General features: G+C 59.4%; 32 protein-coding genes. 11 read left to right on the plus strand and 21 right to left on the minus strand.

The genetic code is table 11. The annotated features are described in order from the left end of the window. Window positions 1–7: 7 nt before the first annotated feature. The 18 genes from OC71_RS25495 to OC71_RS25580 all read right to left on the minus strand — a co-directional run bounded on the left by OC71_RS25495 (window position 8) and on the right by OC71_RS25580 (window position 11,955). Window positions 8–532, minus strand: a complete 525-nt coding sequence (locus OC71_RS25495) for a phage tail protein (protein WP_041074579.1) — start codon at window positions 530–532, stop codon at window positions 8–10. Further along, window positions 529–1,701, minus strand: a complete 1,173-nt coding sequence (locus tag OC71_RS25500) for a baseplate J/gp47 family protein (RefSeq protein WP_041074581.1) — start codon at window positions 1,699–1,701, stop codon at window positions 529–531. The genes OC71_RS25495 and OC71_RS25500 overlap by 4 nt, the downstream gene beginning before the upstream one ends. After that, a complete protein-coding gene (locus OC71_RS25505; RefSeq protein ID WP_041074583.1) occupies window positions 1,698–2,015 on the minus strand; it encodes a DUF2590 family protein in 318 nt (105 codons plus the stop codon). The genes OC71_RS25500 and OC71_RS25505 overlap by 4 nt, the downstream gene beginning before the upstream one ends. Next, window positions 2,012–3,997 (minus strand): phage tail tape measure protein, encoded by a 1,986-nt coding sequence (locus tag OC71_RS25510; protein ID WP_041074585.1) that lies wholly within the window; start codon window positions 3,995–3,997, stop codon window positions 2,012–2,014. The genes OC71_RS25505 and OC71_RS25510 overlap by 4 nt, the downstream gene beginning before the upstream one ends. A 5-nt stretch (window positions 3,998–4,002) precedes the next feature. Next, entirely contained in the window at window positions 4,003–4,143 is a 141-nt protein-coding gene (locus OC71_RS28410) for a hypothetical protein (protein ID WP_041074587.1), read from the minus strand. 23 nt (window positions 4,144–4,166) lie between these two features. Further along, complete coding sequence (locus OC71_RS25520) at window positions 4,167–4,457, minus strand: putative phage tail assembly chaperone (RefSeq protein WP_041074588.1); 291 nt, start codon at window positions 4,455–4,457, stop codon at window positions 4,167–4,169. Between the two features lie 8 nt (window positions 4,458–4,465). Beyond that, window positions 4,466–4,984, minus strand: a complete 519-nt coding sequence (locus OC71_RS25525) for a lysis protein (protein WP_052510623.1) — start codon at window positions 4,982–4,984, stop codon at window positions 4,466–4,468. Further along, window positions 4,981–5,508 (minus strand): lysozyme, encoded by a 528-nt coding sequence (locus OC71_RS25530; protein ID WP_041074590.1) that lies wholly within the window; start codon window positions 5,506–5,508, stop codon window positions 4,981–4,983. Before OC71_RS25530 ends, OC71_RS25525 begins: the two co-directional genes overlap by 4 nt. Continuing rightward, window positions 5,505–5,801, minus strand: coding sequence for a hypothetical protein (locus OC71_RS25535; protein WP_041074592.1), 297 nt, complete (start codon window positions 5,799–5,801; stop codon window positions 5,505–5,507). The genes OC71_RS25530 and OC71_RS25535 overlap by 4 nt, the downstream gene beginning before the upstream one ends. Continuing rightward, the gene (locus tag OC71_RS25540; protein ID WP_041074594.1) at window positions 5,798–6,010 is read right to left on the minus strand and encodes a TraR/DksA family transcriptional regulator; all 213 of its coding nucleotides are present in this window, start codon (window positions 6,008–6,010) and stop codon (window positions 5,798–5,800) included. Before OC71_RS25540 ends, OC71_RS25535 begins: the two co-directional genes overlap by 4 nt. Continuing rightward, window positions 6,010–6,462, minus strand: coding sequence for a phage protein (locus tag OC71_RS25545; protein ID WP_041074596.1), 453 nt, complete (start codon window positions 6,460–6,462; stop codon window positions 6,010–6,012). The genes OC71_RS25540 and OC71_RS25545 overlap by 1 nt, the downstream gene beginning before the upstream one ends. A gap of 6 nt (window positions 6,463–6,468) precedes the next feature. After that, window positions 6,469–7,584, minus strand: coding sequence for a DUF2586 domain-containing protein (locus tag OC71_RS25550; protein ID WP_041074598.1), 1,116 nt, complete (start codon window positions 7,582–7,584; stop codon window positions 6,469–6,471). A gap of 11 nt (window positions 7,585–7,595) precedes the next feature. Next, a complete protein-coding gene (locus OC71_RS25555; protein WP_041074600.1) occupies window positions 7,596–8,279 on the minus strand; it encodes a virion morphogenesis protein in 684 nt (227 codons plus the stop codon). Then, window positions 8,266–8,718 carry a phage tail protein gene (locus tag OC71_RS25560; RefSeq protein ID WP_041074602.1) on the minus strand — a complete coding sequence of 151 codons (453 nt, stop codon included), beginning with the start codon at window positions 8,716–8,718 and terminating at the stop codon, window positions 8,266–8,268. Before OC71_RS25560 ends, OC71_RS25555 begins: the two co-directional genes overlap by 14 nt. Next, a complete protein-coding gene (locus tag OC71_RS25565; protein WP_041074604.1) occupies window positions 8,715–9,176 on the minus strand; it encodes a head completion/stabilization protein in 462 nt (153 codons plus the stop codon). Before OC71_RS25565 ends, OC71_RS25560 begins: the two co-directional genes overlap by 4 nt. Window positions 9,177–9,275: 99 nt before the next feature. Continuing rightward, window positions 9,276–9,995: a phage terminase small subunit gene (gene gpM / locus OC71_RS25570; RefSeq protein WP_041074606.1), complete on the minus strand. Its 720-nt coding sequence runs from the start codon at window positions 9,993–9,995 to the stop codon at window positions 9,276–9,278. Next, window positions 9,992–11,011: a phage major capsid protein, P2 family gene (locus OC71_RS25575; RefSeq protein ID WP_041074608.1), complete on the minus strand. Its 1,020-nt coding sequence runs from the start codon at window positions 11,009–11,011 to the stop codon at window positions 9,992–9,994. Before OC71_RS25575 ends, gpM begins: the two co-directional genes overlap by 4 nt. Before the next feature lie 2 nt (window positions 11,012–11,013). Next, window positions 11,014–11,955: a GPO family capsid scaffolding protein gene (locus tag OC71_RS25580; RefSeq protein ID WP_041074610.1), complete on the minus strand. Its 942-nt coding sequence runs from the start codon at window positions 11,953–11,955 to the stop codon at window positions 11,014–11,016. A gap of 162 nt (window positions 11,956–12,117) precedes the next feature. Here OC71_RS25580 and OC71_RS25585 point away from each other — a divergent pair, with 162 nt between their 5' ends. From OC71_RS25585 to OC71_RS25595, 3 genes are all read left to right on the plus strand, one after another. Continuing rightward, entirely contained in the window at window positions 12,118–14,160 is a 2,043-nt protein-coding gene (locus tag OC71_RS25585) for a terminase large subunit domain-containing protein (RefSeq protein ID WP_041074612.1), read from the plus strand. Beyond that, window positions 14,072–14,941, plus strand: a complete 870-nt coding sequence (locus OC71_RS25590; protein ID WP_041074614.1) for a phage portal protein — start codon at window positions 14,072–14,074, stop codon at window positions 14,939–14,941. Before OC71_RS25585 ends, OC71_RS25590 begins: the two co-directional genes overlap by 89 nt. Before the next feature lie 75 nt (window positions 14,942–15,016). After that, a complete protein-coding gene (locus OC71_RS25595; protein WP_041074615.1) occupies window positions 15,017–15,274 on the plus strand; it encodes an ogr/Delta-like zinc finger family protein in 258 nt (85 codons plus the stop codon). Between the two features lie 55 nt (window positions 15,275–15,329). Here the strand turns inward: OC71_RS25595 and OC71_RS25600 are convergent, their stop codons facing one another. Further along, on the minus strand, window positions 15,330–15,515 hold the full coding sequence (locus OC71_RS25600; protein ID WP_041074617.1) for a hypothetical protein: 186 nt from the start codon (window positions 15,513–15,515) through the stop codon (window positions 15,330–15,332). Between the two features lie 100 nt (window positions 15,516–15,615). Further along, complete coding sequence (locus OC71_RS25605; RefSeq protein ID WP_041074636.1) at window positions 15,616–15,963, minus strand: helix-turn-helix domain-containing protein; 348 nt, start codon at window positions 15,961–15,963, stop codon at window positions 15,616–15,618. Between the two features lie 92 nt (window positions 15,964–16,055). Here OC71_RS25605 and OC71_RS25610 point away from each other — a divergent pair, with 92 nt between their 5' ends. The 8 genes from OC71_RS25610 (at window position 16,056) to OC71_RS25640 (ending at window position 21,170) form a co-directional block, all read left to right on the plus strand. Next, window positions 16,056–16,256: a DNA-binding protein gene (locus OC71_RS25610; RefSeq protein ID WP_041074619.1), complete on the plus strand. Its 201-nt coding sequence runs from the start codon at window positions 16,056–16,058 to the stop codon at window positions 16,254–16,256. 29 nt (window positions 16,257–16,285) lie between these two features. Beyond that, window positions 16,286–16,759 (plus strand): YmfL family putative regulatory protein, encoded by a 474-nt coding sequence (locus OC71_RS25615; protein ID WP_041074621.1) that lies wholly within the window; start codon window positions 16,286–16,288, stop codon window positions 16,757–16,759. Then, window positions 16,756–17,121 carry a hypothetical protein gene (locus OC71_RS25620; protein ID WP_041074623.1) on the plus strand — a complete coding sequence of 122 codons (366 nt, stop codon included), beginning with the start codon at window positions 16,756–16,758 and terminating at the stop codon, window positions 17,119–17,121. The genes OC71_RS25615 and OC71_RS25620 overlap by 4 nt, the downstream gene beginning before the upstream one ends. Before the next feature lie 74 nt (window positions 17,122–17,195). Further along, window positions 17,196–17,429, plus strand: a complete 234-nt coding sequence (locus tag OC71_RS25625) for a hypothetical protein (RefSeq protein WP_041074625.1) — start codon at window positions 17,196–17,198, stop codon at window positions 17,427–17,429. Between the two features lie 2 nt (window positions 17,430–17,431). Then, window positions 17,432–20,227, plus strand: a complete 2,796-nt coding sequence (locus OC71_RS25630; RefSeq protein ID WP_041074627.1) for a toprim domain-containing protein — start codon at window positions 17,432–17,434, stop codon at window positions 20,225–20,227. 16 nt (window positions 20,228–20,243) lie between these two features. Then, window positions 20,244–20,537 carry a hypothetical protein gene (locus OC71_RS25635; protein ID WP_041074629.1) on the plus strand — a complete coding sequence of 98 codons (294 nt, stop codon included), beginning with the start codon at window positions 20,244–20,246 and terminating at the stop codon, window positions 20,535–20,537. Between the two features lie 64 nt (window positions 20,538–20,601). Then, entirely contained in the window at window positions 20,602–20,898 is a 297-nt protein-coding gene (locus tag OC71_RS27315; protein ID WP_084234307.1) for a hypothetical protein, read from the plus strand. After that, window positions 20,895–21,170, plus strand: coding sequence for a pyocin activator PrtN family protein (locus OC71_RS25640; protein WP_025111104.1), 276 nt, complete (start codon window positions 20,895–20,897; stop codon window positions 21,168–21,170). The genes OC71_RS27315 and OC71_RS25640 overlap by 4 nt, the downstream gene beginning before the upstream one ends. 1 nt (window position 21,171) lies before the next feature. Here OC71_RS25640 and OC71_RS25645 read toward each other — a convergent pair whose 3' ends face one another. Next, window positions 21,172–22,296 carry a site-specific integrase gene (locus OC71_RS25645; protein ID WP_041074638.1) on the minus strand — a complete coding sequence of 375 codons (1,125 nt, stop codon included), beginning with the start codon at window positions 22,294–22,296 and terminating at the stop codon, window positions 21,172–21,174. Window positions 22,297–22,478 lie beyond the last annotated feature (182 nt).

Below are 22,478 nucleotides of genomic sequence, written 5' to 3' on the forward strand. Positions count from 1 at the left end.
TGCGCTCCTACAGGCTGGCGACCAGCGTCTGCTGGTCGTCGTTGAAGTCGATCAGGCCCACTTGCAGGCCCACGGGGGTGATGGTCACGAAGTCATAGCGCCGGCAGGTCCGACCGTATTGCTGGATCAGCACGCGCAGCAGCTCCGGGTTCAGCGATAGTTGCGCGTTGCTGAACTTCAACAGCACGACGTCCCAATCCCGGTCGGGCTGACGCTCCTCGATCTCCACGTAGCCGACGCCCAGGCGCTCAAAAATGCGTTTCATGCCGGCGGTGCTGCCGGCATCAACCGAGTTGACGAAGGCGTATTTCACGCGCAACCGGAACAGGCTTTCCGGCTCGCCGGCGAAGCGTGTTACGTCACGCTGCCAGGCCCACAACTCAAGGATGCTCAGGTGGCAGGTGTCGGGATCGATCTGCGAATAGGGCCAGCGCAGCCACCCGGAGACGGTTTCCCACCAGGACTGTGCAGCGGCCAACAACTTTGCCAGCTCGGTGCCGCCCAGCCAGAAAGGCAATTTCAACTTGATCATTGCGCCGTCACCTTCAACTGGCCCAGGCGCGGAATGTTCAGCCCGCTGATGATGTCCTGACCCGGTAGAAAGCGCAGGGAAGCGATATCGGCGAACTGCTGGTGGAGTTCTTCACTCAGGCGGCTATAGCTGAATCGCGACTGTGGATAAGTCAGCGTCGGCTGGTAGTCGGTGGCCGTGCTTTCGCGAAACGCCGCCCGCACGAACAGCTCGACCTCTTTCACCAAGGCGTTGATTCGCTCGGCGCTCAAGTTGGGCTTGGGCCACAGCCACAGCGTCACGGTCGCCGGGACTTCGGGCATGACCATGGCCAGCAGATCGTCGCCATGGCCGTGGTTGCCCTGGTCGCGGATATGCGCGTTGATTTGCTGCAGGTAGGTGTCCGCCGGCACGCCGGCATCAAACAGAATGTAGGCATTTGCGCTGCCCGGGCCACGGGGCGCGCCGTGTTCGAAGTACACGCCATCCGGACGCACGCCCGGGAAGGCGGAAATCATGGCGCGATACACCGCGTCGGTGTGCCACTGGTTAACCGCCGAGAACTGGTTACGCACGCGCAGACGCAACTGGTCGTTGGGTTCCGGATCTGCACCTGGCGAAGCCAGCCAACCGTCTTTGTTCACCACCTGGACAATGCCGGGGATCGGCACCGGCAGGATCGCGTAGTAACCCGGGGCCAGATTAAAACCGCTGCCGGCCTCGATCGCCTCGACTGGGACGTCCAGCTGGAGCTGGCCCTGCTGGAACGTCGCCGGCGCCGTGGTCACCAATTGATAGACGTTGCCGTTGATTGCGGCGGACTGCACCACAATGCCCTTTTCCAACTGCAGCACGCCGTCCGGAACGGCGCGGGTAAACAGCAATTTCCCCTGGGCCTTGGTCGCACCTTTACGCTCGACGTTGACCGCCCATGCCAGCGTGTCCAGCCAGGCGTCGACCGCTGTTTTCACAAAGAAGTTGGGCAGCACGGTCATGCACAGAAAATCCAGCAGCCACAGCACGGGCTTGGTCACCAGCGCGGTCATCACCCGCCAGAACGGCGAATAGCTGCTGGTGTTGGCCACTTTCGCGCCTTGGGCTTCAACTTCCTTTTCCCACTCGGCCTTCAATGCCGCCTCAGTGGTCGGGATGCCGGCATCGGCGATCACCTTTTTAAAATCGATGCTCACAGGCTGACCTCAATCGATCCGAATTTGATGGTTTTGGCGGTGACCAGGTACACGCCAGGCGCCTGCTCGGTGATGCGTGCCGTCCCGGGCACCAGGCGCACGTCGTCCTCCACCAGCAGTTCCATCTGCTGGACGCAATCGCGTTGACGCAGGCGGTCGCGCTCAGCCACCAGCGTCACCAGCAGCCCGCTGTCGCGGATCATGTGCGCGATGTCCTGGGCGATGCAGGCGCGGTCGTCGACCAGCAGCGGCTGGTGCGACGGATCAAGTGCCAGGTCGTTGCCGACGATCAGCAGATCCACGTACTCACTCATCCACCCACCGCCATCGCGACCATGTTTTCCATTTCCAGCGGCGTCATCTGCTTGCCGGTGTGAATGTTCACGTTCTCCACATGCGTGCCCTTGTTCTGGGTGCTGTTGTTGTTCTGAATGCTGGTGAGCAGGCCACCCGGCGGTACTGCAGACGGACGTGCCGGCGACAGGCTTGGAATCGCCGCATTGATGGTCTGTTGGGCTTTCTGCGCGGCGTTGGCGGTGTCGGAAGCGCTGGCAGCGGCGTCGACGCCTGGCACCTCGGGCATAGCGCCGAAGCGCGCTTCGATGTTTACGCCGGGGATGCTGTTCAGCAGCTCGATCACGCCGTTAACGGCCTTGGTGAAAATGCCGACGATGCTGTCCCACGCGGCCTTGGCCATGCCTGACCAGCCACCCATGGAATTGAACCAGTCGGACAGTTTCTGGAACGTCTCGGCCACCGCCTGGAACGCGGCGGTATTCATCAGCGCCGTCGTCCATTCGTCCCAGTAGAAGACGGCTGCGGCGATCGCAACGACCAGGGCAACGATCCCGACCACGATCCACACCACCGGGTTGGCCAACAGCGCCGCGTTGACCAGCCAAATCGCGCCTTGCCACAACATCATGGCCCCGCGAATGACGGCCAGGCCGGCGCTCAGGGTGTAGATCACGGCCACGTAAGCCAGCATTACAACCTTCTGCAGAATGAACACTGCGACGGTGCGCAGCCCCATCAGTTGGAAGACTTTCCACACGGTCAGCATGCCCAGCCAGGTCATGCGCATGATGCCCACCGCCATGGTCAGCGCTGACATGGCCGCAACAATGCCCATGATCGACAACGCGGTGATGCCGATAACCCGGGTGATGTTCGGGAACAGCTGCGACCAGCGCACCAGGGTTTTGCCGATGTCGACCATCTTGGTCATGAACGGCGACAGCACCGGGATCAGCACCTGGCCAAACACGGTTCGCATGACCTCGACCAGGGATGCCCATTGCTGCCAGGGATCGACCATCGCCCGCGCCATCTGCTCGGCGTTCTCCAACCCGCGCACTTTGCCCAGTTGCTCGATGCCGTTGCGCAGCCGATCGGTGTCCTTGGCCAGCGCGCCAATCACCTGGGCACCTTCGCCGCCAAAAGCCTCCAGCAGCTTGGCACCGGCGGACGCGCTGGTCAGGTCGCCGAACTTGCCCTGGAGCTTGTCCAGGATGGTCATCATCGGCAGCATCTTTCCCTGCTGGTCGGTGAACTTCATCCCCAGCTTTTCCGAGGCGGCGCCGATGTTTTCGAAAAACGCCTTGTAGCGTCCGCCGGCGTCGCCGCCTTCCATGGTGCTGCTCAGTGTGCCGATCACCGCCATCTGTTCAGCCAGGTCGACGCCGGACGTCGTGGCGATCGCTCCGGCTTCCTTGAAGGCGTCTTTCATGGCCGCGCCGCTGGTGCGGAACAGCTGCACCGCCAGCGCCGTTTGACCGCCGAGTTTTTCCACCCACGCGCCCTTCCCCATCGCATCGGCTTGGGACTTCTGCAGGTTGTAGAGCGTGCCGACGTATTCGCCCATGGTTTCGGCGTCGGTTTTGGTGGCCTTGGCCAGCAGGTTGCTGGTGTTGGTGAAGGTGGCCAACTGGTTGCCGGCCAAGCCTTTGATGGCGCCCTCAATAAGGTACGCGGACGCTACAAAGTCCTTGGCGTTCTCGCCGTAATTCACCGCGAACTCCAGCGACTTGCTGTTCAGCGCGGACAGAGCATCCTCAGCCACGCCGAGCGATCGCACGTCGCCAAGGGCGCGGTTGACCTCCAGCGCCGGTTCCATGGATTCGCGGATGGCGACCACGCCCGCCGTCAGCCCGCCCAAGCCCAGGCCGATCGTCTTGATGTGCTTTTCGCTTTGATCGGAAAGCTCGGCAAAACCCATTTTCACCTTGCCCAGGGGCGCAGTGACCTTGTCCTGCAAGCTGAGAATGAAAGCCAGGCTGGCGCTACGGTCTGCCAATGTCGTTACCCGTTCAGCGCAATGGCAATGCCGTTAGCTACGGCAAATTCCATGCGTCTCCAGTGTTCGTCCTCCAGCCACTTGGCCATCCCCATCGCCTCGGGCGTGGGTTCGACACCAGGTAGCCAGCGGTGCGTCAGGGCCATCAGCTGGCCCAGGCCGTTTTCGCTCAGGCGCTCAGCGTGCTCGAGCGCTTTTTTACGATCACCTCAACATTGGGTGCGTATTCCTCCAGCAGCGCGCCGGCGATTTGCATCACCATCACCGGGTTGGCCAGGATCGATTTCAGCGTGGCTTTTTCTTCCTGCTTGACGGTGTTCATCAACAGGTTGTTGCCCGGGGCGACCTTGTTGGTTTGGGTCAGAGCGTTGAAATACTTGGTCACGTCCGCCGGCGTCAGATTGAAGGTAAATTCGTTTTCGCCGACTTCCAGGGTGATTTCTTTGTTCTGTTCGTTCATTGGATGACTCACTTGTTGAGGTTGGGTAAAGGGTTGGTCGAGAGCGCCGGCGATCGCCGGCAAACGTCCAGGGCGTACTGCTGCAGTCCGACGATCATTTGCCGGCTTAGGGCGAGTTGATCTCGGAGGGTGAAATAATCCTGTCGAGCGTCTGCTGCGAGTTCGGCGCGTCCTGCATCAGCCACGCGGGGGGTGCCGGCGGTGGCGGACACAGATCCGGAAGCGGGACAGGTAGCGCTGACGTACAGCCGGCCAGTGCCATCGCCAACAGCGCGGCGCAGGCGTTCGTTTTCAGTGCGTGCATCGGTCAATTCCTTGGTGTTTCGTTGGTCGATCGCATCCCGCTCGGCGAGCATTTCACCGCTGATGCGTACCGCTTGGCGCAGGCCGACCACCTCAGTGTTCAGGCCTCGCAGGTCTTCCAGCGCGTCGTCGCGTTGATCCACCAGCCGGATAAACCAATACAAGGGCACCAGGGCGGCAATGAGCATCCCGAACAGTGCGGCCTTGAAAGGTGAAATGGTCATTTCAGGCAGACTCCCACCTCGGCCAGCCGCCGGTTGTGCAGCCCTGGTACAAAGCGTTTCTGGCCGTTGGCGTCAGTCACAAAGGCCCACACCGGCGTCTTGCCGTCCGGCGCCCAAGCCAGGGCTTTGCAGCCTTCGGCGATGCGACCGGCGTTAATCAGCGCGACCGCTCTACTGGCGCAGGTGCTGGCCGCACCAAAGTTGTGGCCGTGACTGGTCAGGGCGTCGAACGTGTTCTGGCCCACGTTCGGGTTGGTGATGCACTCGGCCAGCTGCAGCTGCGTTTTGCGGATCACCAGTTGCTCCACCTCGGCGCACTTGGCAGGCGACCAGTAGTCGCCGACCACGACTGGGTACGGGCTGGTGAACCGGGTGATGCCTTTGCACACCGTAGGCAGCCCGCCGGCCAGTTTGTCCGCGTAAACGGTGTTCTGACCGTTGCCTTCCCAGGTGCCCAAGAAGATCACCAGCGGCGTGCTGGCCAGCGCGATCAAACCGGCGGCTATCCGCCCGCGCAGGCTCATGGGAACCACACACGCAACAGCGCCGGCACGACCATCTGCAGCACAGCGCCAACCAGCGTCAGGATGGTCAGCAAACGCCCGACTTTGGAGCCGATCACGTTTACCGCAAGGGTCAACGCCTGCTGTCCTTTGTTCAGTTCCTTGAGCTGGCCAGTCATGTTTTCGAATTGCTGCTCAAGCTTGGTCACACGAGTCGGCACGGTTTCGTGACGGCCTTCAAACTCGTTCATGCGGTGCTCGATCACGGCAAGTTGCCGCTCCAGCGTTCCCAGACGCGAAGTTTCAGTAGTCATCGGCGTTTACTCTTCTCAACGTCCGTCTGGCACGGAACGCACCGCGTCATACCGCCCAGCGCTTGGCGTGCCGGCGGGATCTCTTTGTCACAGTCCTGGCAATGGGTCAGGCTTGGCCCGACCGGCATAGGCGTCTGCAGCTGCGCCTTGATCGCCTGGTCACGTTGGCGTTGCTCCAGCTCCTGGGCACGGTCGAACCAGTCCACCATTAGCGCAGCCCCTCGGTTTCAGCAGCGGCCAGGTAGGGAACGCCATTGATGCGGATGAAGTCCGGGCTGGTGACATCAAACGGCACCTTGTATTTGCTCTTTTCGCCGCCCTTCGGGTCGATCGACAGCAGGCTGGACACCTTCAACCGGCAACCAAATGCCTCCACACGCATTTCCTCGTCCTCGCCGGCCTTCGCGAAGAACACCGAGTCAAAGGGTTTCAGCTCGCGAAAACTGCCTGCCGAGCGGGCGGCGTCCACCAGCAGGTTGAAATTGGTGCTGTCCAGTTCCAGTTCGCCGGCGGCGGCAACATCGCCGTCCACGTAGCCGTCCGGAACGCCACGGGTTTGGGCCACCGCCGAGTTGTCGGTAATGTCCAGGGTGCAGCTCTCGACGTGCAGCGCGATGTCGCCCAGGTTCACGTCAAAGTTCTTGCCGCCAATCTTCGCCATGGCGCGTTACTCCGTTTTATCGGTGGAAAGATCCAAGGCGATGTTCGCCGCCAGGTCTTTCGGGCAGTTGAGGGGTTTGAGCTTGAAGTAGGCGACCACCTTGGTTTTGCTCAACCAGGTCAGCACCAGGTCGCCGTCCTTCGGCGGCTCGATGTCGCCGGGAAAGACTTGGCCCGCGAACGTGACGGACTTGGCCATGGCTCGCAGTGGAGCCATCAACTGGTTGGTGTTGACGGCCATGCTGTTTGGGGTGTTGTTCAAGCGGCGATCGGCCACGCGACGGATCAGCAGCGCCCGAATCAGGCGAGCGGCTTTGTCGGTGATGCGCAGGTATTCGACGACCTGGAAGTCGCTGCCCGGGGTGTCCAGCATGTTGCCGTCCCCCCAATACACGCCCGGATAGTCCGGATAGGTTTGCGACACCGAGTACCGCGCCCGATCCAGTTCAGAGCGCACAGCCGAGGGCAAGGAGATTTTTTCGCCATCAATCGGCACCGGGCCAAGACCCAGCACCGCACCAGTGGCCACACGCATCGGGCTGTCGGCGATGCTCACGGAAGCGTTGGCCAAGCGGCCAGCCAACACGCCCAGATCATTGCCGTGCAGCTGCGGGACCACCAGTACACGCGGCGCGGCGAGATTGGCCAGCATCGTTTTTCGCTCACCCACGTACTTCGCCCAGGTCTGGTCGGCGGTGATGCCGGCAGTGCACGCCATCACGAAGATTCGACGCCCATAGGTATTGCTCAGCGAGATAGCCGCGTCATTCATGGCCGAAAGTTCTGCCGGTGCAGTCACCGGTTTGGTGATGACCACCGCCTCGACGGAGTAGCCCAGTTGCTGGGATTGCTCTAACGCATCAGTCCAATTGCCCTCGGCGCCGATCGGAGCGGCCACGCATGCCCAGCGCTGACCACCGTTGAGACGGGCAGCGGTGATTTGGGTTTTCAGATCGCTGGCCGCAACGCCCAGGGCGGCGTCCAGATCGCTGTCGGTATTCAGGGGCAGGAACTGCCCGACGTTCTTGCCGGCAGGGCCGATGAAAAGAAAGTAACGCTCAATCTCGCTCACTGGCCCTTGGCCCAGGTTGAGATTGTCGACGGTGACTTGTCCGAGTGCCATGCAGTGCCTCGTTAGCGGGGTGAAGTTAGGATTTGTTGCATCACCTGGTTAATCAGGAGATTGGTTTCGCGTTCGGTTTCGGCGCCGATGAACTGGCGTTTCGGGAGCGTGATTTCCCAGCTTTGCGCGCCCGATGACTCGCTGCGCTGGTCGTCCAGGATGCGGATCAGCAAGCCCGCCTTGGCGTAATTCACATGCTCTTGAATCCACGCCACCGACGGCCTGGTCAGGCTCTTTTTGCCCGCCTGGCGCACACGAAAGCCCAACCGGCGCAGACGTTTGGCCTGTTTCTCGGTGGCAGCCAGGCCAGGCGGGGTTTTGTTCCAGCGGCGCATCTGCGCGGCGGTGCGTCGCTCGCTGACGCCGTAGTGCTGCTGGGCGGCGACCCATCGGGTCAGGGCGTTTTTCCAGCCTAATTCCGCTTCATCAGCGGTCAGCCGGGTGACCACCATCAGCTTGGCCAAGCCGGCTTCCATCTTCTTTTTGCCCTTGCCTTCGCCCTGGCGCGGGGCGAACGCCGACCCGTCCAGGTTCTGCTGGGCGCGCTGACGCTTGCGGCTCATCGTCCGCACACGCTTGGTCACCTGGTTCAGCAGTCGCCGGCGCAGTTGCGGCGGCAGGCTCAGCAACGCCAGTTGCTCGCGCACGCCCAAGCGCCCGCGCACGTCGAGTTCGAACGTGCTACGCCCCGCCATTGGTGGCCACCTCGCCGCGCTCAGCGATCCACAGATCGAACGGAACAAATGCCCAGGTCTTGCCAAAGGCCTGGATCTCGCCGTCCGGATCTTCGGAGAGGTACTGCGGCTCGACGAATTCCAGCGTGACTTCCACGTCGAACAGATCGGCGTCGACCGGCTCCACGGCGAATTCCGGCGCCGGCAGCTCGTGGCGGTCGCGATCAGCGTCGTGGTTCTCCAGCCAACTGCCGACCAAGGCCATCATGCGGGCCGGATGATCGGCGAAGCGCTCCATGACAATCACGGCGCGATAGTGCATGTCGGCAAAGTGCATGCCGTCGACGTCGGGTTTCCAGATCAGCGAAAGCTTGACCTGCTCCGTCCAGCTGTCGAGCTGTTCAGGCTCGACCAGGCGGCGTTCGAGTAGGTAGGCAGTCAATGCCTGCAGCTTGGTCATAGCAATGCCGCCGTGATGCGGCCACGGCCCTGCAGAGCGCGCACCGCCTGTTGGCTGAACGCCAGAAACGTGTCTTCACGCTCCGGCGCTTCCTTGCCGGTGTTCTCGGCGCTCTCGCGGCGGGTCACGGTCGCGAACTGCTGCAGGGCGCTGGCCTTGGCGCGGCAATACACGGCGCGCTTGTACAGCCGGGCTTTGAAAGCACGCTCAGGCAGCAGCATCGGATCGGCTGTTTCCACGGTAACGATGCCTGCTGCCAGCCAGCTGGCTTTGAGCTTGGCCAGGTCGGTATTGACCTCGGCCATAGCGATAAACAAAGCATCGGTCAGCAGGTCGCCCAGGAACTCCGCCGGCAGGCGGTAGCCCTTCTGGAACTCGGCCACGGAGAGGTTCGGCCAGAAGCCGTCGTTCTCGATCGCCTGTTCCACGATGGTGGTGGGTTTCCCGGAAAAGCTCATTGCTGACCGCTCAAATAGGGCGGGGAGACTGTTTTTCGTGGGGCTGGCCATGAATGGCAGACACACGTCCACAGGTCCCCGCTGGGGGGGGGTAGTCGGTTATTGGGCGCCGTTGGTGGCGGGTGCTTGTTTGGCGATTGCCTTGCGGCATTTCGCAATACGCGTTTCGTTGCCGGCTTTCGCGTGCAGCTCGGTAGAGCGTTCAAGATGCTTGAGCGCGGTTTCCCACTGCTCGGCTTCCATGGCGCGCATGCCGATCAACTTGTGGTACTTGCTCGGGATCTGCTCGGGCAGATTCCACTCACCGTCAACACGCGGCAGCAGATCGGACAGGTACGGTTCCGGGCTGCGCTGGGCGTTGTATTCGGCGTAGGCCCAGTCGATCACTGCATCCGCGACAAAGGTCTGCACGTCGCGCTTGAAGCGCTCCGGCATCTCCTGGCCCTGCTCGATCGCGAAGTCCGCCAGTTCCAGGCCGTCTTCGAATTGCTCGGTGTCGAACAGCCAGATCATTACCTGCACCAATACGCGGTTCGGCATCACCAGGCTCGAATCCATGTAGCGCTGGATGAAGTCCTGGTACTTGGGCAGCAACTCAGCTCGCTTAAGCGTTTGCTTGCTCGCCAAGTTCTTCAAATCGCTCAGGCGCTTCAGGTCTTCATCCAGCGAGGCTTCCATCAGCAGCAGGTGCTTTTTCGCGTTGGCCGGACTGCTCAGGGCTTCCGCCGGCGAATACGCCAGCGGTGCCGCTGCAGCAGCGATCACTGCAGCGGTTCCCTGCGCCAAAATGCGGCGCTTGTGGGCAAGGGCCAGGCTCACTTCACCAGCTCCACGTTCTCGGTCAGCGCGATCTTTTCCAGCTGCTCGATCACGTAACCCTCGTTGCGGCTGTTGTAGTCCTCAACGCGGGAACGCTTCGGGTTATCCACGGTTTGCTTGCGCCAGCTGGAGTCCTGGAAGTAAATCGACAGGTTGTCCCAACTGGTGACCAGCACGCCGTTGACCGGGAAGAACGGCACGCTAAAGCTCGGCAGACCACCGTAGGTGGCGATCACCTGGGCGTCCTCGATGCGCTCTTTTTCGGTCGGGGTGTCGCCCTGTTTGGCGTACAGCTTCGCCTTGTCAGCAGCCAGAAGGTCGGTGCCGATGATCGCCACCAGGTCGCCGCCGTCGCGCAGACGCTCGTCCACCATTTGCTTGGTGTCATGCACCAGGCCGTCCAGGTTCTCGTAATCACCGCCCGGCCCCATGGTGACCTTGCCGGGTGTTTTGCCTTCCTTGAGTACCTGTTGCGGCGCCTGTTCACGCAGCTGCTGCAGCCAGCCTTTGTTCACGTCCTGCAGCATCGGATAGGCTTCGATATCGGTCTGTGCAGCCGCTTTCACACCATGGAAACCGACCATGATGCGATCCAGGGCGATCTGTTTCTGCACGGCAGCCGAGTAGCGTTGATGGAAGTCCGGGAACTTGGCCCAGGCATCGATCTTCGCGTAAGGCAGTCCCACGTCCGACTCAGTCGACGACAGCTCGTAGGTGCTGTTATCCAGCGCCGAAGCGTCTTTCGCCACGCGATCGGTGGTCTTGGTGTTGGTGCGGCCAGTCACCGGGCCGGACACGCCAATGAATACCTTCTCGCCCTTGATCTCGGTCACCGGAATGACGTTGATGCGCTGCAGGAAGTCCGCTTTGGCGGTAATGGCGTCGTTCAGCTCCTGGGCGATCGACGGTTCAACGGAGAACATCTTGCTGGCCAGCTCGACACCGTAGGTCTCGGCGATCGCCAGCTGCATTTCGGCGTACATCTTGGCGCCGTAGGCGCTCAGAGAACGGGCCATGGTCAGAGTACCCGCGCTTTGGTTTTGTCAGTGGCGCCAGTGGTACGCGGCAACTGACGACCAGTGCTGGTGTTCTGCAGTGCGGAGAACTGCTTTTGCAGGTTGCCAAGCGCCGCCAGCACTGCCTTGTTACCGCCGCCGTTGCGCTTGAATTCGCGCTCTTCCTCGGCGGTGGTGACGATCTCGTCCACTGCAGCGCTGACGTCATCGATCGGGGCTTGATCGGGTTCTGGTGCGTCTTCGGCGGCAGGCTCGATCACGGCCTGAATGCCGGCAGCGACGACCAGCAGCTGGGCCAGCAGGGCTTTCAAAGCCGTTGCGGTAGCTTCATCCATTGGGGGTTTGCTCTCGGTTGGGGTTTGCGGGGTGGTTTCGGCGGACGTTTCTTCAATGCCGAAACGCTTGAACAGGCGGGTGAACATGGCGGCGAGGCGCCCGATCTCGCCCTGCGGCTCGGTCTCAGATTTGGTCTTAGTCACGGGTAGCGGGCCCAACTCCAGCGATGCGGCGTAGTACGCGGCGCGGCTGGTTCGGTTGGAGAAATACAGCTCTTGCGTGCCGAGGCTGGCCGGCGAATCAGTCACCGCCAGCCCGGTCAGATAGGCCTTGCCGCTGCCGGCAAAATTCGGGGTGATTTCGATGCTGCTGAACAGCTTCTGGCCCTGATCGTTGAGGTACAGCAGGCGGTCATTCGGTTTCAGCTGCGCTTCCAGGGCAATTTGCCCCGGTTCCAGATCCTCATCCTCTTCCACCAGGCGCACGGCAAATACGGTGCCGTGCGAGCCTGTCCAGCGTTCGTGGTCACACCAGATCACAGCGGTGTATTTGGCCGGGGTGTAGGTCTCAGCGATGTCGCGCAGTTCCTGGGGCAGAATCTCGCGGCCATCGACGGTCGGGCCGCTGGTGGCAACACGTTTCCAGTAGGAGATAAGGGAACGGGGCATGGTGGGTAACTGCGCTCAATCACTGAATGAGCCGCCACGATAGGGAGCCGATTTGCCCCAAACAAACGGTTGGTTTTCGGCGATCTCCTATTTTCCGGATATAGGCGAATGATGGGATTTAACCCCGCGTTTCCGGCGTTTTCGCCGCATAGACTGCGGCCCATGAACTACCCGACCGAAGTCAAAGAAGCCGCAAAACGTCTCTACCTGCGCCGCTGTTCGGTGAAGGAAATCCAGGCGCATTTGAAGCTGCCAAATATCCGTATCGTCTACTACTGGATCCGCCAAGGCGGCTGGGACGAGATGCTTACGGATGAAGAACCATTGAGCGCCGTCAACCGACGAATCACCTTGATTCTGGAGAAGATCGAGCCGCTGACGAAAGCCGAACTGGACGAACTGGAGCGGCTGACAAGCCTGCTTGAGCGACTGAAAAAGCTCGCGGCCAAACCTGCGCCGGCGGCGGCAACAGATCGTCCGGACGAGCCTCGCGAACGTCAGCCTGGTCAACGCCGTGAGCGTGGCGAAGGCGGCGGCAAGAAGCGCGAAAAGAAGGCAAAGAATGACATCAGCGGCCTGACCGAAGTGGACTTCCTGGATAAGTTCATCTCGAAAATGTACGGCTACCAGAGAGAACTGTTCGAGGCGAAACAGAACCCGCTGACCCGCCGTGTCCGGAACATCCTCAAAAGCCGTCAGGTCGGCCTGACCTACTACTTCGCCGGCGAAGCGTTCATGGACGCCGTGTTGAGCGGTGATAACCAGGTGTTCCTGTCAGCCAGCCGATCGCAGTCCGAAATCTTCCGCAGTTACATCATCCAGTTCGCCAAGCAATGGTTTGATATTGAGCTGACCGGTAACCCGATCACCCTGAGCAACGGCGCCGAGCTGCGCTTTCTCAGCACCAACAGCAGCACCGCCCAGGGCTACCACGGCCACGTCTACGTGGACGAATATTTCTGGATTCGCGACTTCGAAAAACTCAGCACCGTGGCCAGCGCCATGGGCACCCACAAGAAGTGGCGCAAAACCTATTTCTCGACGCCCAGCGCCGTGTCGCACCAGGCGTATCCGTTCTGGTCGGGCGAAGAGTTCCGCAACAGCAAGCGCGGCAAGAAGGCCGGCGGTGTGTGGCCGAGCGAAACGGCCTACACACAGGGCGCGCTGTGTCCGGACGGCCAGTGGCGCAAAACGATCACCTTGGATCATGCGATCGCCGGCGGCTGCGATTTGTTCGACCTGGAGCAGCTGCAGCTGGAGTACGACGAGGACAAGTTTCAGCAGCTGTTCTACTGCAAGTTCATCGACAGCACCCAAAGCGCGTTCAGTCTCAAGGATCTGGAGCGCTGCTACTCGGATCTGTCGTTGTGGGAGGACTACAACCCGGATCTGGATCGCCCGTTCGGCAACAGCCCGGTGTGGCTGGGGTACGACCCGAGTCGCACCCGCGACGACGCCACCTGTGTGGTCATCGCGCCGCCGCTCGAACCCGGGGCGAAGTTCCGGATCCTGGAGAAGCACAGCTGGCGGGGCCATTCGTTCACCTACCAGGCCGCGCAGGTCAAGAAGCTGACCGAGCGCTTTAACGTGCAGCACATCGGCATCGATGTCACCGGCGTGGGTTACGGCGTTTTCGACCTGGTGCGCGACTTCTACGCCAAGGCGACACCGATTCACTACAGCCTGGAAGCGAAAAACGCCCTGGTGCTCAAAGCCCAGGACACGATTCAAGGCAGTCGCATTGAGTGGGATGCCGGATGGACGGATATCGCCCAGGCCTTCCTGACCATCAAGCGCGGCGCCACCAACAGCGGTCAGATCACCTACAGCGCATCCCGTACCGAAGCCACCGGTCACGCCGACATTGCCTGGGCGGTGATGCACGCCCTGTCCAACGAACCTTTGAACACCAACAAGCGGCGTCGTAGCCGCTACGTCACGAGTAACCAGAGCAGCCATGGCCAACCGCAAACGCAGAAAGCACCACGTAGCCCAACCACAGCAGCATCCGATGCGCTCGTTTACGTTCGGGGAGCCGGAACAGGTGCTGTCGGGCAACATCGGCGAATACGTGGGCGTGTTCCCCAGCGACGACGGCAAGATCTACAAGCCACCGGTGTCGCGGGCTGGCCTGGCCAGGCTGCTGCGCGCCAACGCGCACCACGGCGCCATTCCGAAGTTCAAGCGCAACCTGCTGTTGCGTGAGTTCATCGCTTCGGCTGGCTGCAGCACGGAGACGATGGGACGTGCCGGACTGGACTACATGGTGTTTGGCGAAGCGTACTTCTACAACGACACCAACGCATTCGGCCAGGTGCTGGAGCTACAGCACCTGCCGGCGATCAACATGCGCGTGAAGGTCGACGGCGGTTTCGTGATGCTGCTGCCCGACAACAAGGAAATGGAATTCGAGGCGCACGAAATCTCCCACGTCCTGGACTACGACGTAGAACAGAACATTTACGGGATTCCGGATTACTTGGGAGGTCTGCAGGCGTTGCTGCTGAATGAGGCCGCTACCCTCTTCCGCCGGCGCTACTACAGCAACGGTGCGCACGCTGGCTACATCTTCTACACCAATGACCCCGACCTGACCGAAGAGGACGAAGACGAGCTGCGCGCCCAAATCAGCGCGAGCAAGGGTGTGGGCAACTTCCGATCAATGTTCGTCAACATCCCCAACGGTAAGGAAAACGCCATCCAGATCATCCCGGTGGGCGACTTCCAGGCGAAAGACGAGCTGGAGAAAGTGAAGAACATCACTCGAAACGATGTCATCGCGGCCTGGCGGATGAACCCGGCGCTGGCAGGCATCATCCCGGAAAACACCGGTGGATTCGGCGACATCGAAAAGATTGATCGCGTGTACACCAGCAACGAAATCCGGCCGATCTGCCAGTTGTTCGACCAGCTTAATGACAAATTGCGAGAAGACAGGCGCTTTAGCTGGAAGCCCGCTCAGGAAGCAGTGGATACCACTATATGAACAACCAAGCGGAGAGAAAGCCACTACATATTGTGGCAATATGGTGGCGATCAGCTGCCCCTGGGGAGGGACACAATGAGAGTTGTATGCAAGTGCGGCCACAAGGGTCGAATTGCTTCACGGGAAGAGGTAACAACGGAGTTCGTGAAGCTGTATTGCCAATGCCTGGACGCAAAGTGCGGGCATACGTGGGTGTCAAACCTGACGTTCTCACACACGCTCAGCCCGTCTTCGCAGACCTTCGAACGCATGTTGATCGATCGGTTTCGCGAGTTGCCCAGGGCGAAGCAGCGGGAGCTGTTCGAGCAGTTGGGGTCGCAGGCGGTGGCGTAGGTACAAACCGCCAACGCTGCAGCGTCGGCGATCGGGATCATTCAAAGAATGACGTTCAGCCCCCTACTTTCTCCTTTGGGTTGATTGCCAGTATCTCAGCCACGCGACGAACCTGCTGCTGTTCAACGCGACTCAGCCGACGATACAGATCGATCAGTCGACGCTCGATGTCCGTGAGTACGGTCGTTTCCGACCCGACGTGCTCGAGGTTGATTTGATCGTTCTTCTTGCGATCCAACATGCTAACTACTCCATAAAGTGCATTGCTGAACGGACTTTATGGGGCGTGGCAAAAATCATTGGAATGGTAGCTTTCCCAATGATGTATGGCTTTTCGTGAATTAAGACCGACGCCTGGCGGCGTCGTCAGCCATGGCCTCAAGGAAACGACGAATCGCTTTTTGATCCTCATCCGAGATGGTTCTGAACTGGTTTATTAACTCTTCTTCTGCTGCGCTAAAAAGTTGACCCAGAGGAGTGGATCGCCGGCCGGTCAGCACATAGGCAGCATCAACGCCACGTTCTTCAAGAGCCGTGACGTATCGGAGATCGAGAGAGTTCGCTCCCAATTCGTAGTTCTTTTGTGTGCCCCGGCTGACGCCAAGCAGCACTCCAAAATCAGTTTGATTTAACCCCAAGCGCTCGCGCTCTTCCCTGAGGCGTTCACCAACTCGATCCGCTATGAGCATTTTTTTATTCACCACCATTGACTTGATCATTTTTTTGACCAAGAATCACCACAGACAAACGCAAACAAACAGAAACAAACAAGGGGAGCACTATGCCCGCCACCGTTACGCACGAGCAAGCCCGGGCGGCGCTTGATCGAAAAGGAGTCAGCATTGCGGAGTTCAGTCGCAAACACGGACTGAACAAAAATTTAGTCAGCGACCTATTGAACGGTCGGATCAAAGGTCGCCGGGGGGAGGCACATCGCGCCGCTGTGTTACTAGGGATTAAAGACGGCGTGATCGAACAGTAATAGCGGCGCTCAACAGGGAAAAGTAGAAGATGAAAAGCCCGATCCTAGACACTCGCAAAGAAGTCATGAGCGAGATCATCCGCAGCTATACCGGAGGGCGTGAGGCCGCCGCCGCACGCTTGGGGCTGAAGCTTAAAAAGTTCGACAACCATGCCTACGAAAATGCCGGCTGTAGCCCCCTTAGTGACACGCAAGTTTTCATGCTGGAGCAAGATTGCGGCACACACCATTTCCCCAACTACGTCGCGTCGATGTATGGCGGGCTGTTTGTGCCGGTTGCTGATCCTGAGACCTTGGACAACGTCGAGCTTTACGCTCGATCGGTGCAGGCAGCAGCAAAGCGCGGTTGTGTTGACCTAGCGATCGCCAAGGCGCTTGAAGACGGTTCGATCAGCGAAGAAGAAGCCGAGCTGATCCTAGACGCCCACAACCTCCATGTTGCTGCACGACACTCCGAAGTGCTTGCAGCCATCGCTCTATACCGTGCGGGGAAAGCCCAATGAACAATCTGTCTGCAGCACAGGAATATCAGGACATGCTCAAAGCCGCGGCGTCGCTGTTCCTCGAACGGCACCGGTGCGAACACTTGAGCGACGATCTGCAATTGGTCAAACGCGCCGTTCAACATTTGGTGTCCGACTTCGACGTACTGACTCCGACAGCCGAAAAAATGGTTCACCTGGCCTACAGCGATTTATCTGCCGCAAGCGATCGGCAGCGCCTCGATGTACTGACCAGCACGGCGACACATACAGTTATCACTGACACAGGCACCGGTGAGGTTTGGGCCGTCCCCGTCAGCCTGATCTATGAACGCATTCTGAACGCGCCGGACAACGGGCGCTTCCGCGTTACCACTCCTTAACACCCAACCGACAAATTCCCGACCCCCCATATCCGTGGGTTTGGGTGAGCTGCGCCCGAAATTGAGGTTTGACGATGGAAAACACCCTGAACATCAACGCAAAACTGCCGCCAGCGCAGGCCGAAGCGCTCTTGGTAAACCTGCGTGAACAGTACCGTCTCAGCCTCAATGACCTTTGGTATGCAGATCAATACCGATTTATCCCCGAAGGCCTGCGTCACGGATCGATCCTCGCTAACTGTCCTGTGATGGCCGCTCAGAAACACCTGATCGGCGCCCTCTCCCTCTGCCTTAAGAAAGTGAAGTAACCATGAAAGAGCAACTGCGTAGCGACGTGATCGAACGCTTGAAATTCGATTACGGCCTCAAGCACAGGACAAACACCGACTACATGCGGGGGGGTACTTGCCCGAAGTGCAGGCAGAAGACGCTTTACACCCGCTTTGATGCTCCGTGGTTAGTGATCTGCGGCAGACCTGAAAAATGCGCCCACACGATGCATGTGAAGGAGCTGTACGACGACCTGTTTGAAGACTGGAGCAAACGCGCGCCAGCGACCGATCAACACCCTAACGCGACCGCCCGCGCCTATCTGGAATTTGCCCGAGGTTTTCGCTTAGAGCTGATCCAGGGATGGTTCACCCAGGAAAGCTATTACTCGGCCGAACACAACGCCGGCAGCGCTACCGTTCGCTTTGCCCTGGAGAAAGGTGGCTGGTGGGAAAGGTTGATCGACCGCCCACACCGCTTTGGAAAGATGAAAGCGCGGTTCAAATCGAAGGACAGCTACCGCGGCGTCTGGTGGTGCCCGCCTTGCGTGGATCTGCTGGAAGCCAAAGAAATCTGGATTGTGGAAGGAATCTTCGATGCGATCGCCTTGGTACACAACGACATCGCAGCAGTGTCGGCTATGTCTTCGAACGCATTCCCGGAGGAATCACTGCGGGCGCTTGCTCGAAACCGCGAAGGAAAGCTACCGAAGCTGGTGTGGGCCTTGGACAACGAACCAGGTGCACACACCTACACCAAACGCTGGGCCAAGCAGGCGCGAGCGCTGGGGTTCGTTTGTGAGGCCGCGCAGATCCCTCTCCGTGACGGACGGAAGACCGACTGGAACGACCTGCATCAGCGCTGGGGCTTTATCGACGACGAAAGCGAACGCGCTGACCAAATTGCCGCTGACCTGAAACAGGCACGCCACCAGGGCGCGCTGCTGCTGGCAGAGAGCGCCGCCGAGAAAGCGTTGCTGATGTACGACTGGAACAAGCGCGGGGAATTCCACCTCAGCTTCGGTAGCCGCCTCTACTGGTTCAAATTGGACATGGAGAAATTCAACAGGGCGATGCAGGACATCGAGGACAGCGAAAACCACGACGACCAACTGCTCAACCAATCCCAACAGCGCGAGAAAGCTTTGCAGCAGTCTGGCAGCGTCGTCGAGATCGCCAACTGCTACCCACAGGCGCTGTACTTTCAACGCAACGAAGTTACCGATGAATCCTGGTACTACGTGCGTGTGGACTTCCCTCACGACTCAGAAAGCGTGAAGAACACCTTCACCAGCGGTCAGCTATCAGCCGCCAGCGAATTCAAAAAACGCCTGCTCGGGATGGCTGCCGGTGCCATGTACACCGGTAGCGGCCAACAGCTCGACAAGTTGATGAAGGATCAACTGTTCGGCATCAAAACCGTGTCCACGATTGACTACGTGGGCTACAGCAAGGAATACGGCTGCTACGTTTTTGGGGATCTCGCCATCAAGGATGGCACGATCTACAAAATCAACAGCGAGGACTATTTCGAGTTTGGAAAACTGCGGCTGAAATCGCTGCAGAAAGGCGTCCCGATCAAGCTGCAGCGTGACGGGAAGGACTTTGACGAGCAGTGGCTGCAGTTGCTGTGGACATGCTTCGGCGCCCAAGGCCTGGTCGCACTGGTGTTCTTCTTCGGTTCGCTGTTCTGCGAGCAGATCCGGGCGCGCTATCAGTCCTTCCCTTTTCTGGAAGCCACCGGCGAGGCCGGTGCCGGCAAAACCACCCTGCTTAACCTGCTGTGGAAACTACTCGGCCGCGAGGGGTACGAAGGCTTCGACCCGATGAAGTCGACCAAAGCCGGTCGTTCGCGATTGATGGGGCAAGTCGCAGGTATGCCAGTCGTATTTCTCGAAGCCGATCGGCACAGCGAGGATCGCTCCCACGCCAAAACCTTCGAATGGGACGAGCTAAAGGATTATTACGGCGGCGGCACCTTGGCCACCAAAGGTGTGAAGACTGCCGGCAATGAAACCTACGAACCACCGTTTCGCGGCACGATCGCCATCAGCCAGAACGCGGCCGTGGTCGCCCATGAGGCGATCATGACCCGGATCGTGAAGCTGCACTTCATCCGGCCGACAGTGACGCCGCAAAGCCGCGCTGCAGCGGACAAGCTGAACGCCTTGGACGGCGGCACGCTCAGCCACTTCTTGATTCGGGCCGTCGGTAAAGAATCGGCCGTCCTCGAGCTTTTCGCCCAGCGCATGCCTGAACACGAATCCAAGCTGCGCCGTCTTCACACCCACTGCTTCGACTGCGGAACCGAGTTCCCAAGCGAACAAGGTAATTGCCGCAGCTGCGGATCCGACCTGCGCGGATACATCCGTGTGGAGCGGATCAGCAAGAACCACGCGCAGCTGCTTTCGCTGCTCGATGCGTTGCGCCTGGTTCTGAAACTGGACGAGCCTCAGGTAGCAGCGACCCAGCGGCAGATCGTCCGTATGGCGATCGAGCGTCAAGCCTCAATCAGCTCCGACCACCCGGCCGTTGCCGAATTCTGGGAGGTCTACGACTACCTCGAATCGCTCAATGATGACCCCTTGGTCGATCACAGCAGCGACCCGAACGTGATTGCGATCAACCTCAATGAGTTCAGCGAACGAGCTGCCGAACACAAACAGAAGCTGGCCGACGTCGCCACCCTGCGCGACCTGTTGAAAGAGTCCCGCTCGCACAAGTTTCTGGAGGCAAATAAAGCCGTACACAGCGCAGTCCGCGCAGCGATGAACAGCAGAACACCCCTGGCGCCGGGCCGTCCCACAACGGTCAAGTGCTGGATCTTCAAAGCGTGAAAAGGAGGCTACACCGATGCAAATCCAAGTCTTTATGGGTAATGCCGGCGACGGCAACACGAACAAGCTGCAGGAGATCATCGATCGCCTGAATGCGCTGGGGAAGAGCCAGCCGGTGATTCAAGCCGGGGCTTACGGCGAGGACGGGCTGCTGCAGATTCTTGAAGTTCGTGCTGCAGGTGGCCAGCGCGAAATCCTGGTGGAGTCGTGCAGCCCACAGCAGATCTTGAGCGTACTTGAATGGCAATCCTGCACCGAGGAAGACCCGAATTACGCTGACCTGGTTATTCACCTGGCCCGTCGAGACTGACGGATGAGAAGCGATGTCGAGGAGTTGCAGCTCCCCGACATCAACCACCACTGAGGGCAACACCATGGAAGCAACGCACCAAAGCAGCAGTGATCCAAAGGCTAACACACTCAACAACAGTGACCCGCACGAACGGCATCTGATGGCTATCAGAATCGTAGGTACAGCGCTGTTTGAATATCGAGTACGGAAAACTGAAGCAGCGCGGATCCGGCTTGAATGCCTTACCACTTTCGCCAAAGAGTTGGGCGACATCGATGCGAGAGAGTTCGCTGTTGTAGCTCAACTACTGGCAGGCAAATCGACAGCAGAACGCCCCCCAATTGATCGAACTTACTCACTCGAAGGTATCGCACTATGAAAACGCTTTTTGTACTGATGGCTCAATACAATGGCCAAGTGGTAATTCCCCTGGATCGAGTGTGCCAGGATTATTTCACGCACCTGACAACGGATATGTTTCAACGCAAAGTTGGTGCCGGCCAGATAAAGCTCCCGATTACTCGCATGGAGCCGAGCCAGAAAAGTGCGAAAGGTGTTCATATTGCAGACCTGTCGGCCTATCTGGATGAACAGCGCGCTGCTGCAGTCAAAGAGAGTAATCAACTGAATAGCGCGCCGCGCAGCAGCTAATTCACTTCAACGTTTTGGCGCCCAGCTTTACGGGCGCCTGCAGGATGCGCTCGAACCATTCCCAAGTTGCATAAGCATCCCCTCGCCCGCGCAAGTGGGTATAACGGCGCATTGAGTTCCAATCTCGATGGCCCGATACGCTCGCCACCCGCGGAATATCCCAATCCATTTCAAAAAGACGACTGACGCCCTCGTGTCGCAGATCGTGAAAGTGCAGATCTTCAATGCCCAGGATTTTGCAGGCCCTTGTCCAGGACGTCGACACGGATTCAGCGCTGTAAGGAAAAATCTCAGGCAACACCTTAGGCATGGTCTGAAGGATCGCCCATGCTTCTGGCGGCAAATGACACCAGACGTCGTTACCGATTTTTTGCCCAGGGTTCTTCATGTCACGAACCAGAACCCGCTGGCCAGCCTCGTCCAAATCCTCCCAGCGGATCCGGGTAATCTCTTCTTGCCTACGCGTGGAGAACAACGCGAAGCCGGTCAGTTTAAGCATGTTGATAGAAGTTGGACGACGGGTTTGGATATCCAGGAAGTGTGTAAGCAGCTTGTCGAGTTCGTCTAGGGTGGGCCGGCGATCGCGTTCGCGGCTTTTCATGTTGTAACCGAGCTTTTTTAATACTCGGCGCGCATCCGCCATTGCATGCGGATTCACCTCATAACCCCAAGCTGGCCGAGCGATTGAGAGAACCGCGCCAAGGTGTGCGAGATCGTTGCCAGCGGTCTGAGGCTGAACGCCCCCACCCTCCTTGCCCATGCGCCATAGCGCATACTCAACCAGGTGCTGGCTACTTATATCTCTGTCGTTCAGTTTCGCCAAGTACGACTCGCTGATCGCCTTCAACGTACCGAGTTTCGTTTTCCCGAGAGGGCGCGCCTTGGTCATCTCGGCCAAGTAGCGATCGATCATTTCCTTGATCGTCGCACCAGGTCTGTTCGCCCGCTCGATCGCACCTGGTTCGTCCAGTTCGGTTTCTCTTTTACGCACCCAAGCCTGTGCGGCCTGTTTTCGGGCGAAGGTCTGACTCTCTTGGTAAACTTGCGCCCCATCGCGAAACAGGCGTATCTGTGCCGTGTAACTGGTGCTGCCGTCGGTGCGTTTCCGTGCTCTGATCGTGGCCATAGTCAACTGGTACAATTGGGAAAGTGGTTGGTACATTGTACCAACCGACCTCAGAAAACGCCTATTTACCCCCTGAAATCGGCTTAGAACACGTAGAGCAAAATGGTACAGAAATCAGCTACATACCCAACAAACACCGGCTCTACGCTGTCTAGAAGGTTCTCCGTTGCGCCCATGATGGA

This window comes from Pseudomonas sp. W15Feb9B, assembly GCF_000828175.1.
GTDB classification, from domain to species: domain Bacteria; phylum Pseudomonadota; class Gammaproteobacteria; order Pseudomonadales; family Pseudomonadaceae; genus Aquipseudomonas; species Aquipseudomonas parakoreensis.